Below are 13,327 nucleotides of genomic sequence, written 5' to 3'. Positions count from 1 at the left end.
GAGAATTGTGGCAAAACCACGCGTGCACGAGATCGCTTCCGAGCTCGGCGTCGACAGCAAGGTCGCGCTTGCGAAGCTGAAGGAGCTCGGCGAATTCGTCAAGAGCCCCTCATCCACCATCGAACCCCCGGTCGCCCGTAAGCTCCGCGCTGCGCTGGCCTCCGAAGGCTCGTCTTCCTCTTCGGACGCCAAGCCCGCCGCTTCTGCGGCGCGCCCCGGCGCCCGTCCCGGCCCGGCTCGTCCGGCCGCGACCCCCGGCAACCGTCCGTCGGGTCCCACGCCCGGACCCGCGAAGCCCGCGGCTCCGGCCGCTCCCGAAGCGGCTCCGGTCGAGGCTGCCCCCGCGGCATCCGCCCCCGAGGCCCCCGCGGCCCCGTCGGCGGCCAAGCCCTCGACTCCGTCGTCGCCGCCGAGCCCCGGCTCGACCCCTCCGGCCCCCGGTGCCGCAGCTCCCGGCGCCGGTGCCCCCAAGCCCGGCCCGAGCGCGCCCCCGCGTCCGGGTGGAGCCCGTCCCGGCAACAACCCCTTCGCCTCGGCGCAGGGCATGGGCCAGCGTCCCGCCGGCCCCCGTCCGGGTAACAACCCCTTCGCCTCGGCGCAGGGCATGGGCCAGCGCCCGACCCCCGGCAACATCCCGCGTCCGCAGGCTCCGCGCCCCGGCGCCCCGCGTCCCGGTGCTCCGCGCCCCGGTGGTGCCGGTCGTCCCGGTGGCGGCGGTCGTCCCGGCGCTCCGTTCCAGCAGCGTCCCGGCGGTCCCGGTCGTCCCGGCGGTGCCGGTGGCGGTTTCCAGCGCCCCGGTGGCGGTCCTCCGGCCGGCGGTTTCGCCGGTCGTCCCGGCGGTGGTGGCGGCCGTGGCCGTGGCCCCGGCGGTGGTACCGCAGGTGCCTTCGGTAAGGGTGGCGGCAAGTCCAAGCAGCGTAAGTCGCGTCGGGCGAAGCGGCAGGAATTCGAGATGCGGTCGGCGCCGGTCGTCGGCGGCGTCAACGTCTCGAAGGGCAACGGCGAGATCATCCGCCTGCGTCGCGGTGCCTCCATCGCCGACTTCGCGGACAAGCTCGAGGCCCTGCGCGGCTACACCGTGCAGCCCGGCACGCTCGTGACCATCCTGTTCAACCTGGGCGAGATGGCCACCGCGACCGAGTCGCTCGACGAGGCCACCTTCGAGGTGCTCGGAGCCGAGCTCGGCTACAAGATCCAGATGGTCTCGCCCGAGGACGAAGACAAGGAGCTCCTCGAGGGCTTCGGTCTCGACCTCGACGCCGAGCTCGAGGCCGAGAGCGAGGACGATCTCGAGATCCGTCCTCCCGTGGTCACCGTCATGGGTCACGTCGACCACGGTAAGACGCGACTGCTCGACGCCATCCGCCAGACCAACGTGGTCGCCGGCGAGGCCGGCGGCATCACGCAGCACATCGGTGCGTACCAGATCTGGACCGAGCACGAGGGCATCGAGCGCGCGATCACCTTCATCGACACCCCGGGTCACGAGGCGTTCACCGCCATGCGTGCCCGTGGTGCGCAGGTGACCGACATCGCGATCCTCGTGGTCGCGGCCGACGACGGCATCATGCCCCAGACGGTCGAGGCGCTGAACCACGCCCAGGCGGCCAGTGTGCCGATCGTGGTCGCGGTCAACAAGGTCGACAAGCCCGACGCGAACCCGGCCAAGGTGCGCCAGCAGCTCACCGAGTACGGTCTGGTCGCCGAGGAGTACGGCGGAGACGTCATGTTCGTCGACGTCTCGGCCCGAGAGAACCTCAACATCCAGGCCCTCCTGGATGCGGTCCTGCTCACCGCCGACGCCGGTCTCGACCTCACGGCCAACCCGAACAAGGCGGCCCGCGGTGTCGCGATCGAAGCGAAGCTCGACAAGGGTCGCGGTTCGGTCGCCACGGTGCTCATCCAGTCCGGAACCCTCCGCGTCGGCGACGCGATCGTCGCAGGAACGGCTTACGGCCGCGTCCGCGCGATGATGGACGAGAACGGCGAAGCGGTCGATGAGGCCTACCCGTCGCGTCCCGTCTCGGTTCAGGGCCTCAACTCCGTGCCCCGCGCCGGTGACGTCTTCATCGTCACCGAAGAAGACCGCACCGCCCGTCAGATTGCCGAGAAGCGTGAAGCGGCCGAGCGCAACGCCCAGCTGGCCAAGGCCCGCAAGCGCATCTCGCTCGAGGACTTCACCCGCGCTCTCGAAGAGGGCAAGGTCGAGTCGCTCAACCTCATCATCAAGGGTGACGTGTCGGGTGCCGTCGAGGCGCTCGAGGAGTCGCTGCTCAAGATCGAGGTCGACGACAGCGTCCAGCTGCGCATCATCCACCGCGGTGTGGGTGCGATCACCGAGTCGGACATCAACCTGGCCACGATCGACAACGCGATCGTGATCGGCTTCAACGTCCGTCCCGACACGAAGGCCCGCGAGCGTGCCGCCCGCGAGGGTGTCGACGTGCGGTTCTACTCGGTCATCTACAACGCGATCGACGACGTCGAGCAGTCGCTCAAGGGCCTGCTCAAGCCGGAGTTCGAAGAGGTGCAGTCGGGTGTCGCCGAGATTCGCGAGGTGTTCCGCTCCTCGAAGTTCGGCAACATCGCCGGTGTCATCGTGCGATCGGGAACGATCACGCGAAACGCCAAGGCTCGCGTCATCCGCGACGGTGTCGTGCTGGCCGATGGCCTGGCCATCGAGTCGCTGCGCCGCTTCAAGGACGACGTCACCGAGGTTCGTACGGACTTCGAGGCCGGTATCGGTCTCGGCAAGTTCAACGACATCCAGATCGGTGACGAGATCGAAACGACGGAACTCGTCGAGAAGCCGCGAGGCTGATCGTCGTGCGGGGGTCGTGCCTTCGGGTGCGGCCCCCGCTGCGGCCTGCGGGGTGTGTGCCTTCCCGAGCAGAGCGGGGCCCCTACCCCGATGCTCGGGAAGGCACACACCCCTCCGGCCTCCGCTGGGTACGCTCCTTCGTCAGGACCGCCACTCGGCAATGAGCCACGGGGGCACTCGACTCGCGGCGGTATGAAAGAACGAGAAGGAGAAGGCAGTGGCAGGGGAACGACAGGCCCGAGTGGCGGACCGGATTCGCGTGGTGCTCGCCGAGCGCCTCGAGAAGGGGCTGCGCGACCCGCGGCTCGGATTCGTCACCATCACCGACGTGCGGGTCACGGGTGACCTCCAGCACGCGTCGGTGTTCTACACCGTCATGGGCGACGAGGCGCACCGCGCCGACACGGCCGCCGCGCTGAAGTCGGCGACGGGCATGCTGCGCAGCGAGGTCGGCAAGAACCTCAACACGCGCCTGACCCCGTCGTTGGAGTTCATCCTCGACGGCATCCCCGAGAACGCCGACCACATCTCGGCCCTCCTGCGCGAAGCGCGCGAGCGCGACCAGTCGGTCGCCGGTCTCGCCGCCACGGCCGCGTACGCCGGCGACGCCGACCCGTACGTGAAGCCGCGCGACGAAGACGAGAGCGCCGACGAAGACGACAGCGCCGACGAAGACAACGACGACTTCGACGAGGACGACGCCCCGCGCGCCTGACCTCGAGACGACACGGCCGGACCCCGCCTCATCGGCGGAGTCCGGCCGTTCGTCGTTTCCGCGGCATCCGGACCGCCGTCGTGCGGATGCGAGGAGTGACACGCCGGTTCGGGGCGGGGTCGGGGCGGAGTGTCGGGGGTCGGGCCCGCAGGACGGCGGGTGGGGCGCTGGGCGGGGGTCGGGACCGTCGTGCGGACGGGAAGGGTCTCAGGCCGGTTCGGGGTGGGGTCGGGGCGGCGTGTCGGGGGTCGGGCCCGCAGGACGGCGGGTGGGGCGCTGGGCGGGGGTCGGGACCGCCGTGCGGACGGGAAGGGTCTCAGGCCGGTTCGGTGTGGGGTGGGGGCGGCGTGTCGGGGGTCGGGTCCGCGGGACGGCGGGCGCCGGACGGGGGCCAGGTCAAGATGCCGGGTGGCCGGGCAGACGCAGGTGATCGTCGGCCGCTTCGACGAGGCCGTCGGCGATGAGCGAGTCGATCGCGCGGTCGCGTTGCGCGGCATCCGGCCAGTCGGGGATCACCGCGAACACCGGAACCGCCGCGGGCGCCGCCTCGCGCAGGGTCTTGAGCACCGCTCCGCGGGTCTGGCGATCGCTTCCCTCGTACGTGGCCTGCTTGCGCCGACGGTCTTCGGATGCCGGGTACCCGGCCGCCCGCCACGCGCACTGCGCCGCGAGGGGGCACGCTTCGCACTTCGGCGCACGGGCGGTGCAGACGATCGCGCCGAGTTCCATCGCGGCGGCGTTGACGATCGCGGCCTCGGCGATGTCGGCGGGAAGTTCGGCCTCCATCGCCTCGAGGTCGCGGCGGTGGGGCGGACCTGGCTGCGCGCGACCGTCGATCGCGCGCGCGAGCACGCGTCGGGTGTTCGTGTCGACGACCGGATGCCGATCGCCGTAGGCGAAGACCGCGACGGCCCGCGCGGTGTAGTCGCCGATCCCGGTCAGAGCCAGCAGGGCGTCGACGTCGCGGGGAACGACCCCGTCGTGACGATCGCGGATCTCGACGGCGGCGCGGTGCAGCCACACCGCGCGGCGCGGATAGCCGAGGTTCGCCCACTGGGTGACGGCGTCGCCCGGGGGAGAGGCGGCGAGGTCGGCCGGCGTCGGCCAGCGCGCCAGCCACGCCTCGAGGCGCGGGACGACACGGTTCACCGGCGTCTGCTGCAGCATGAACTCGCTGACGAGGGTGCCCCACGCGCCGAACCCCTCGCGACGCCAGGGGAGGTCGCGGGCCGCGTCGCGGTACCACGCGATGAGCGGGGCGGCGAGTCCTGGCATCCGTCCAGCCTACGGTCGCCAGCGGCGGCCGGACTTCGCGCATGAACGCTGTTCGCGCGCATGAACACGGGCTGCACGCGTTTCTGCGCGTCGATCGCGTCTACGCATGACGGGGGACGCCGTGACCGCGACGTCGCGGGGCGATGGGAGGGGTCGGGTGTCGGTGGTCGACCGTAGGCTGGAGGCATGTCGAGTGAGAACCCCGTCGAGATCCTGCAGCGCAGCCTGCGCGACCTGATGCGGCAGAACGCCCGCGCGGGCCGCGTCGTCGTGGCGGTCGACGCTCTCGACCTCGGCGAGGCGATGGACTTCGCCGGCGAGTTCGAGAAGGCGATCGCCGATGAGGGCACGGCGGTGTTCCATGTCTCCGTCGCCGACGGTGCGCCCGAGGTGCGCGAGTGGTTGATCACACCGTTCCGGGCGGGCGAGGCGTTCGGTCCCGAGTACGTCGCTCCGAGCGACGCGGTGCTCGTCGTGTCGGGCCGCTTCCTGCACCGCGCCGAAGTGCGAGGACTGTGGAACTTCTCGATCTGGCTCGAGAGCAACCCGCCCATCGGCACCCCGCGCCCCGAGCTTCCCGACGCCGAGAAGCAGTACCTCCGCACGGTGCGCCCCAAGGCCGAAGCCTCCGTCATCGTCGAGAACTCCGACCCCTCGCACCCGGTGCAGGTGTTCGGAGACTTCTGCTGATGGTGCGTCCCGGAATCCTCCTGGTCGACAAGCCCGGAGGCATCACCAGCCATGACGTCGTGTCGCGCGCGCGGCGCGCGCTCGGCACCCGCAAGATCGGCCACGCCGGCACGCTCGACCCGATGGCGACGGGCCTGCTCGTGCTCGGCGTCGAGGGAGCGACGCGGCTTCTGACCTACATCGTCGGCGCCGACAAGACCTACGAGGCGACCATCCTGCTCGGAGTCGCCACCGACAGCGACGACGCCGACGGCGTCGAAACGGCCAGGGCGGATGCCGCTGACGTCGCCGCCGTGACCGACGAGGCCATCGCCGCCGGCATCGCCGCCCTGACCGGTGCGATCGAACAGGTGCCCAGCACCGTCTCGGCCATCAAGGTCGCGGGCCGCCGCGCCTACGACCTCGCGCGCGCCGGCGAAGAGGTCGAGCTGAAGGCGCGGAGCGTCACGGTGTCGCGGTTCGAGGTGCGCGAGACGCGCCGCGGCGAGGGCACGATCGAGCTCGACGTGGTCGTCGACTGCACGAGTGGCACGTACATCCGCGCCCTGGCTCGCGACCTCGGGCGCGCGGTGCGGGTCGGGGGACACCTGACGGCGCTGCGACGCACGCGCATCGGGGCGTTCGACGTGTCCGCCGCAGCCTCCGTCGACGACATCGCCGAAGACGCCCTCGTCGCGCCGGCGACTGCCGCGGCCGTCGTCATGAGCGTCCTCGCGGTGGGTGCCGACGAAGCACGCGACCTGCGGCACGGCAAGCGCATCGACGGCGGCGGTCGCCTGACTGGAGCCGTCGCCGCCGCGATCGACCCCGACGGGCTCCTGATCGGCGTGGTCGAGAAACGCGGCACGCAGGTGAAGAGCGTCATGAACATGCCTGTGGAGGCCGCCCGATGATCCTGTGGTTCACCCTCGTGCAGGTGGGCATCGCGGTGCTCGCGGGCGTCGTCGCGATGGTCGCGGGACTCCTCGGCCGCCGCCCCGGCGACGTCACCGTCGGTTCGCTCGCGCTCATCGAACTGCTGCTGATCGTGCAGATCGTCGTGGCGCTCGTTTCGCCGTTCGCGGGCAACCCGCCCTCGGGCAGCTTGCTCGAGTTCTGGACGTACCTCGTGTCGGCCGCGCTCGTGCCCGTCGCGGGAGCCGCGTGGGCGCTCATCGAGCGCAGCCGCTGGAGCACGGTGATCATGGGCGTGGCGGCGCTGGCCGTCGCGGTGATGGTGTGGCGCATGCACGTCATCTGGACGGTGCAGCTCGCCTGAGCGCGGGCGGATCGACGCGGGCCCCAGCGAACTAGAATCGACAGGTCATGGCATCCACAGCTCCCACCCGTTCCCGGGGGATGACCGGCATCGGCCGTGTCCTCGTCGTCGTCTACGGCATCATGGCCCTCGCCGCCACCGGTCGCTCGTTCGTGCAGATCGTCCGCGAGTTCGACGACGCCCCCGTCGCGTACACGCTGTCGGCCCTCGCCGCGGTCGTGTACATCGTGGCCACTCTCGCGCTGATCTTCTCGGCGCGCCCCGCCTGGTATCGCGTCGCGTGGATCGCGATCTGCTTCGAACTCGTCGGCGTCCTCGTCGTGGGCACCCTGAGCCTCGTCGACCCGGCGCTGTTCCAGCACCCCACGGTGTGGTCGGTCTACGGGTACGGCTACCTCTTCATCCCGCTCGTTCTGCCGTTCCTCGGTCTGTGGTGGCTGATCCGGCACCGACGGACCGCGTCGTGATCGTCTTCCGCGACCCCGCCGAGGTCCCCGCCGGATTCGGGCCGTCGGTCGTGGCGATCGGCAAGTTCGACGGGGTGCACACCGGCCACCGCGCGGTCATCGACCGGGCGCGCGTCGACGCGGCGGGGGGAGCGAAGGTCGTCGCCGTCACCTTCGACCGCAATCCGCTCAGCGTGCTGCGTCCGGAGAAGTGCCCGCCCGATGTGATCGGACCGCACCAGAAGCTCGACCTTCTCGAGCGCGCCGGAGTCGACGCCACGCTGCTGCTCACGTTCGACGAACAGCTGGCATCCATCCCCGCCGAGGACTTCGTCACGCGCGTGCTCGTCGACGCGCTCGAGGCCCGCACGGTGCTCGTGGGACGCGACTTCCGCTTCGGCGCGGGGGGCGCGGGCGACCCCGACCTGCTCGTGCGCATGGGTGAAGAGCACGGGTTCCGCGTCGACGTGGTCGACGACGTCCGCGCGGTGCACGCCGACCGACGCGTGTCGTCTACCTGGATCCGCGAAGCGCTGTCCGCGGGCGACGTCACCACTGCCGCCCGCCTGCTCGGACGCGCCCCCTCGGTCTGGGGCGAGGTCGTGCACGGACTCAAACGAGGCCGCGAACTCGGCTACCCCACGGCGAACCTGTCGCCCGAGCTCGAGGGCTTCGTGCCAGCCGACGGCGTCTACGCCGGCTGGCTGGTCGACGTCGACGGCGGCCGCCGCACGAGCTACCCCGCCGCGATCAGCGTCGGCACCAACCCCACGTTCGACGACGTGCACTCCCGCCAGGTCGAGGCGTACGTCATCGACGAGACCGGGCTCGATCTGTACGGCCACCACGTCGAGGTGCGCTTCGTCGAGCGGGTGCGCGGGATGACCGCGTTCGACGGCATCGACGCGCTGCTCGTGCAGATGGCCGACGACGTCGAGCGCTCGCGCGCGATCCTCGCCTAAGCGGCGGAGCGGGCTGGGGCGTCGGGTCGGGGCTGAGCCGCGGGTCGGGCTGAGCCGGCGGGCCGGACTGAGCGGCGGTGCGGGCGGGGCGGCTTCGGGGCACGCAATGTGGCCCCGGGGCGATGGACGTGGCCCCGGGGCCACGAACGCGCGATGCGTTTGCGCGCGGCATGGCATTTCCGGGCTGGGGCGCAATCTTCGGCTGAGCCGCGTGCCGGGCTGAGCCGCGGTACAGGTTGGGCCGCGGGCCGTGCTGGGCCGACTCCGGGGCACGCAATGTGGCCCCGGGGCGAGGGAGGTGGCCGCGGGGCCACCTGCGAACGACGGTTGCGGCGTGTTCTCGGCACCGCGCCCGAGCCGCCCCGAGACCACCGCGCCCGAGCGGCCCCGGCGCGCCCCGCGCCCCGCGTCAGTCCTGGCGCGAGAGGTGATTGCGGATGCCGAAGAACGCCGCCGCGCCGCCGAGCACCATCAGCGCGGCGGTGAACACCGCGGCCCGGTGGAAGCCGTCGAGGTCGAGCGATCCGCCCACCACGGCCGAGACCGCGGCGATGGCCAGCAGTCCCGCGACGCGGGAGACGGCGTTGTTGACGGCGGAGGCGATGCCCGACCGCTCGGTCTCGATGGCGCCGAGCACCGCGGCGGTGAGCGGCGAAACGGTGGCCGTCAGGCCGAGGCCGAACACCACGATGCCCGGCAGCACCTGCGTCCAGTAGTCGAAGTCGGCGCGCACGTTCAGCAGGAGCACGGCGCCCACGGCCATCACGAGCGGGCCGAGGGTCATGAACAGGCGCGGGCCGAACCGACCGGCGAGCGCGCCCATGCGGGAGCTGAGCCCGATCATCAACAGAGTGCTGGGCAGTGAGGCGAGCCCCGCGAGGGTGGCCGACAGCCCGGCCCCCTGCTGCAGGTACACGCCGACGACGAAGCCGTTCAGCGACAGTGCGGCGTAGACGAAGACGGTGACGAGGTTGCCCGCCCAGAAGTTGCGCGAGCGGAAGAGGTCGAGGGGCATCATCGGGTCGGGCGTAATGCGCTGGCGCCACAGGAATCCGGCGAAGGCGAGGGCGCCGATGATTCCCGGAGCCCAGATCACGGGGGAGCCCCAGCCCAGGTTCGGCTGCTCGATGAGGGCGAACACGATGCCGCCGAGGCCCACCGCGCACAGGATCGCGCCGATGACGTCGACACGGGCACCGGGTCGGCGGTGGTCGCGGTGGCCGAGCCGGGCGAGCAACCACATCGTCACCCCGATCGGCAGCACGTTGACGAGGAAGACAAGGCGCCACGAGAGGGTGTCGACGAAGATTCCGCCGATGAGGGGACCGGCGATCATCGCGACGGTGGTCGCGCCGGTCCAGATGCCGATCGCTCGAGCCTGCGCGGGTCCGCGGAAGGTCGAGGTGATCAACGCGAGCGAGCTGGGGACGAGCAGGGCCCCTGCGACCCCCTGCAGGGCGCGCGCGACGATGAGGAACTCCGCGGTGGGCGCGGCGGCGATCGCGACCGAGGTCACGGCGAATCCGATGAGACCGATGCGCAGCACCACGACGCGGCCGAGCACGTCGCTCAGGGAGCCCGCGACGAGGATGAACGCGCCCAGCGTCACGAGGTACGCGTCGACGACCCACTGCTGGGTGGTCAGGCCGCCGCCGAGGTCGCGCGCGATCGCGGGGAGGGCCACGTTGACGACGGTGCCGTCGAGGAACGACACGAACGACGCCAGTACGGCGATGGCGAGCACGACGCGCTGCTCTCGCGTCATCGTCTCGGCCATGGCCTCAGCGTAGGGCCGCCATCGTCGATCCGCGCGGGGTGGACAGGATGCGGGACTGGGGCGCGGCATCCGGTGCCCGAAGGACATTCTCTCGACGAGAGCCTCGGAATACCCCCAGGGGGTATTCTGTTCCTGTGGGCATGACCGGAGGAGCAGCCATGGGCGAGAACACCGATGCCGCGGCGAAGGACACCGCCGAGGCCGTGCTCGACATCGAGGGCATGACCTGTGCGAGCTGCGTCGCCCGCGTCGAGAAGCGACTGGGTCGCGTCGAGGGTGTCGAGGCGGCCGTGAACCTCGCGACCGAGACCGCACGCGTGCGCTACCCCGCCTCGCTCGACACCTCGAGACTCGTCGACGCGGTGCGCTCCGCCGGGTACGACGCCACCGTCCGGACGCGGAACGCCCCGCGAGCGGTGACGGCGGCTGCGTCGGCATCCGTGATCCCGGATGCCGCTGACGCGGTGCTCGCACCCGTTCCGGCCCCCGGCGGCCCGATCGACGCCGTCACCGGCCGGGCCCTGGCACCCGACGCCGAACCGCACCCGGCACCGGATGCCGCGGTCCCGGCGCACGATGACGCCCAGCACGACACCACCGACCACTCCGGCGGTCACGTGCACGACACCGCTGACGCGCCCGGCTCCACGCCGCTGCGCGTGCGGCTGTGGGTTTCGCTCGCCCTCGCGGTACCCGTCGTCGCGCTCGGCATGGTGCCCGCGTGGCAGTTCCCGGGCTGGCAGTGGGTCTCGCTCGTGCTCGCGACGCCGATCGTGCTGTGGGGCGGGTGGCCGTTCCACCGCGCGACCCTGCGCAACGCCCGCCACGGCGCGGCCACCATGGACACGCTGATCACCCTGGGCACCTTCGCGGCCTACCTCTGGAGCGTGTGGGCCCTCGTGTTCGGCACCGCCGGGGTCATCGGCATCCGCCACGAGGTCATGCTCTTCGGTCCCGTGCACGACGCGACCTCGGTGATCTACTTCGAGGTCGCGGCCGCGGTGACGGTGTTCCTGCTGCTCGGCCGCGTCATCGAGCAGCGCTCGACCCGCCGGGCCGGGGCCGCCCTGCGCTCGCTGCTCGACCTCGGCGCCCGCGAAGCCGAGCTCGCCGATGGTCGGCGCATCGACGTCGACGCGCTCGCCGTGGGCGACGTGTTCGTCGTGCGGCCGGGGGCCACGATCGCCACCGACGGCGAGGTGCTCGAGGGGCGCGCCGCGGTCGACGAGAGCATGCTGACGGGCGAGTCGCTGCCCGTCGAGGTGGGGCCCGGCTCGAGCGTCACCGGCGGCACGATCGCCTCGGGCGGCCGTCTCGTCGTGCGTGCGACCGGGGTGGGGGAGCAGACCCGCCTCGCCCGCATTGCGCGCCTGGTCGAAGACGCCCAGCTCGGCAAGAGCCGCGTGCAGCGCCTCGCCGACCGCATCTCGGGGGTCTTCGTGCCGGTCGTGATCGTTCTCGCGGTGCTGACCCTCGTCGCGTGGCTGGTCGCGGGCCAACCCGTCGCTGCGGGGTTCACCGCGGCCGTCGCGGTGCTCATCATCGCCTGCCCCTGCGCGCTCGGTCTCGCCACCCCGATCGCGATCCTCGTCGGCACCGGTCGGGGAGCGCAGTTGGGCATCCTCGTCACGGGACCGGCGGCACTCGAGTCTGCCGAACGCATCGACACGATCGTGCTCGACAAGACCGGCACGCTCACGTCGGGGCGCATGAGCGTGGCATCCGTCACCGTCGTCGAGGGACAGGATGCCGCCGCCGCCCTGCAGCGCGTCGCCGCCCTCGAGCGCGGGTCGGAGCACCCCGTCGCCCACGCGATCGTCGAGGCCGCGGGTGACGGCCCGGTCGCCGCCGACCTCGAGGCTCTGCCCGGCCGCGGGATCACCGGGCTGGTCGACGGCGTGCGCGTGTTCGCCGGGCGGCCCTCGCTCGCCGCCGAGCTGGGCGCGGCGCTCCCGTCCGAGCTGGCGGACGCCGTGGCCGCGGGGGAGGAGCGGGGGACCGTGATCGTCGCCGGCTGGGCCGACGCCGACGGCACCCCGACCGCCCGCGCGGTGATCGAGGTCGCCGACACCGTGCGGCCCGAGAGTCGTGCGGCGGTCGACAGCCTGCGCGCGCTCGGACTCGAACCGGTGCTGCTCACCGGCGACAACCCCCGCATCGCCCGGGTGGTCGCCGACGAGCTCGGCATCTCCCGCGTGCGCGCCGGCGTGATGCCCGAGGGCAAGGTCGACGAGATCGCGGCCCTGCGCGCAGAGGGGCGCACCGTCGCCATGGTCGGCGACGGGGTGAACGACGCCGCCGCCCTGGCATCCGCCGATCTGGGGATCGCGATGGGCGGGGGAACGGATGCCGCGCTGCACGCCAGCGACCTCGCCCTCATGCGCGACGATCCGCGCGGCATCGTCACCGCCGTGTCGCTGAGTCGCCGGACGATGCGGATCATCCGCGGCAACCTGTTCTGGGCCTTCGCCTACAACGTCGCGGCCCTGCCGCTGGCGGCGCTCGGCCTGCTGAACCCCATGCTGGCGGGGGCGGCGATGGCGTTCTCGAGCGTCTTCGTGGTGCTCAACAGCCTGCGCCTGCGACGCGCGGCGTGAGAGCGAGGCGCCGTCGCGGGCGCGGGTTAGGGTCGAGGCGATCCCTGGAGGTTGCATGTCCCCCCTCGCCCGCGTCGGAGCCCTCGGCGCCGCAGCCGCCGTCGTCGCCCTCGCCCTGACCGCGTGCGTGCCCGAGGTCGAGACCGGCGCCGCGAACACGTCGACCCCGAGCGCGGATGCCACGACCCCGGCCCCCGTCGCCTCGTCGACCCCCACGCCCACGCCGACGCCGACCGCGACGCCGACGACGGCCCTTCCGGCCTCGTGCGACGACATCTACTCGGCCGCGATGCGCTCCACGCTCGAGGCCCAGGTGCCGCCGCTGAACGACCCCGGCATCACGCTGCTGTCGACGGATCAGGCGCCGCTGCTCGAACTGCTCGCTGCGGTGCCGACCCTGCGCTGCACGTGGGGCGCCCCGAGCGACACCGGAATGGCGACCAACGTGTCGGTCATCGATGCCGCGCAGGCGGCGACCGTGACCGGTGCCCTCACCGACGCGGGCTTCGGGTGCGAGAGCTCGGGCGACGCCACGATCTGCCGCATCGACCAGCGCGGCGTCTCGCTCGACGACAAGCCCTACGAGCGCGGTGAGACGCAGGCCGTGTCGCCGTCGACGGGCCTGTGGATCAGCACATCGTGGATCAACGTCAACCCCGACGGGTACACCGAAGACATTCTCGCCACACTGACTCGCTGATCGGCTCGCCGAGCGGGTAGAATAGTCGCGACCCCGTCACCGTGTCCGTGTGAGCCGCTTCCGGCTGAAACCCGCGGTCGGGTCGC

Annotated in this window: 11 protein-coding genes; 9 read left to right on the top strand and 2 right to left on the bottom strand. The window is 72.1% G+C overall.

All coding sequences use genetic code 11. The features are described 5' to 3' along the window. Positions 1–7 precede the first annotated feature (7 nt). A complete protein-coding gene (gene infB / locus ABXS86_RS05365; protein WP_353665861.1) occupies positions 8–2,821 on the top strand; it encodes a translation initiation factor IF-2 in 2,814 nt (937 codons plus the stop codon). 217 nt (positions 2,822–3,038) lie between these two features. Next, positions 3,039–3,536 (top strand): 30S ribosome-binding factor RbfA, encoded by a 498-nt coding sequence (gene rbfA / locus ABXS86_RS05360; RefSeq protein WP_353665860.1) that lies wholly within the window; start codon positions 3,039–3,041, stop codon positions 3,534–3,536. 396 nt (positions 3,537–3,932) lie between these two features. Here the strand turns inward: rbfA and ABXS86_RS05355 are convergent, their stop codons facing one another. Next, positions 3,933–4,811 carry an A/G-specific adenine glycosylase gene (locus tag ABXS86_RS05355; RefSeq protein ID WP_353665859.1) on the bottom strand — a complete coding sequence of 293 codons (879 nt, stop codon included), beginning with the start codon at positions 4,809–4,811 and terminating at the stop codon, positions 3,933–3,935. A 186-nt stretch (positions 4,812–4,997) separates the two neighbouring features. On the opposite strand from ABXS86_RS05355, the gene ABXS86_RS05350 reads away from it, so the two are divergent. From ABXS86_RS05350 to ABXS86_RS05330, 5 genes are read left to right on the top strand one after another with little or no spacing between them, the layout of a single operon-like run. Then, complete coding sequence (locus tag ABXS86_RS05350; protein WP_353665858.1) at positions 4,998–5,501, top strand: hypothetical protein; 504 nt, start codon at positions 4,998–5,000, stop codon at positions 5,499–5,501. Next, complete coding sequence (gene truB, locus ABXS86_RS05345; protein WP_353665857.1) at positions 5,501–6,394, top strand: tRNA pseudouridine(55) synthase TruB; 894 nt, start codon at positions 5,501–5,503, stop codon at positions 6,392–6,394. Before ABXS86_RS05350 ends, truB begins: the two co-directional genes overlap by 1 nt. Next, entirely contained in the window at positions 6,391–6,759 is a 369-nt protein-coding gene (locus ABXS86_RS05340) for a hypothetical protein (RefSeq protein WP_353665856.1), read from the top strand. The genes truB and ABXS86_RS05340 overlap by 4 nt, the downstream gene beginning before the upstream one ends. A gap of 47 nt (positions 6,760–6,806) precedes the next feature. Continuing rightward, positions 6,807–7,226, top strand: a complete 420-nt coding sequence (locus ABXS86_RS05335; RefSeq protein ID WP_307210028.1) for a hypothetical protein — start codon at positions 6,807–6,809, stop codon at positions 7,224–7,226. Next, complete coding sequence (locus ABXS86_RS05330) at positions 7,223–8,167, top strand: bifunctional riboflavin kinase/FAD synthetase (RefSeq protein ID WP_307210030.1); 945 nt, start codon at positions 7,223–7,225, stop codon at positions 8,165–8,167. The genes ABXS86_RS05335 and ABXS86_RS05330 overlap by 4 nt, the downstream gene beginning before the upstream one ends. A gap of 409 nt (positions 8,168–8,576) precedes the next feature. On the opposite strand, the gene ABXS86_RS05325 is transcribed toward ABXS86_RS05330, so the two are convergent. Beyond that, on the bottom strand, positions 8,577–9,944 hold the full coding sequence (locus tag ABXS86_RS05325) for an MFS transporter (protein ID WP_353665855.1): 1,368 nt from the start codon (positions 9,942–9,944) through the stop codon (positions 8,577–8,579). A gap of 158 nt (positions 9,945–10,102) precedes the next feature. Between ABXS86_RS05325 and ABXS86_RS05320 the strand changes: the two genes are divergently transcribed. Next, positions 10,103–12,541 (top strand): heavy metal translocating P-type ATPase, encoded by a 2,439-nt coding sequence (locus tag ABXS86_RS05320; protein ID WP_353665854.1) that lies wholly within the window; start codon positions 10,103–10,105, stop codon positions 12,539–12,541. A 55-nt stretch (positions 12,542–12,596) separates the two neighbouring features. After that, positions 12,597–13,241 carry a hypothetical protein gene (locus ABXS86_RS05315; RefSeq protein ID WP_353665853.1) on the top strand — a complete coding sequence of 215 codons (645 nt, stop codon included), beginning with the start codon at positions 12,597–12,599 and terminating at the stop codon, positions 13,239–13,241. Positions 13,242–13,327: the final 86 nt, after the last annotated feature.

This window comes from Microbacterium sp. che218, from assembly GCF_040436305.1.
Lineage (GTDB): Bacteria > Actinomycetota > Actinomycetes > Actinomycetales > Microbacteriaceae > Microbacterium > Microbacterium algihabitans.
This window is presented reverse-complemented; position numbering and strand designations above follow the sequence as displayed.

What these genes read in the sequence shown, in the direction of transcription:
- ABXS86_RS05340 (WP_353665856.1), top strand. Translation starts at nt 6,391, where the DNA reads ATGATCCTGTGGTTCACCCTCGTGCAGGTGGGCATCGCGGTGCTCGCG.
- ABXS86_RS05320 (WP_353665854.1), top strand. Translation starts at nt 10,103, where the DNA reads ATGGGCGAGAACACCGATGCCGCGGCGAAGGACACCGCCGAGGCCGTG.
- ABXS86_RS05325 (WP_353665855.1), bottom strand. Translation starts at nt 9,944, where the DNA reads ATGGCCGAGACGATGACGCGAGAGCAGCGCGTCGTGCTCGCCATCGCC.
- truB (WP_353665857.1), top strand. Translation starts at nt 5,501, where the DNA reads ATGGTGCGTCCCGGAATCCTCCTGGTCGACAAGCCCGGAGGCATCACC.
- ABXS86_RS05350 (WP_353665858.1), top strand. Translation starts at nt 4,998, where the DNA reads ATGTCGAGTGAGAACCCCGTCGAGATCCTGCAGCGCAGCCTGCGCGAC.
- ABXS86_RS05355 (WP_353665859.1), bottom strand. Translation starts at nt 4,811, where the DNA reads ATGCCAGGACTCGCCGCCCCGCTCATCGCGTGGTACCGCGACGCGGCC.
- ABXS86_RS05315 (WP_353665853.1), top strand. Translation starts at nt 12,597, where the DNA reads ATGTCCCCCCTCGCCCGCGTCGGAGCCCTCGGCGCCGCAGCCGCCGTC.
- ABXS86_RS05335 (WP_307210028.1), top strand. Translation starts at nt 6,807, where the DNA reads ATGGCATCCACAGCTCCCACCCGTTCCCGGGGGATGACCGGCATCGGC.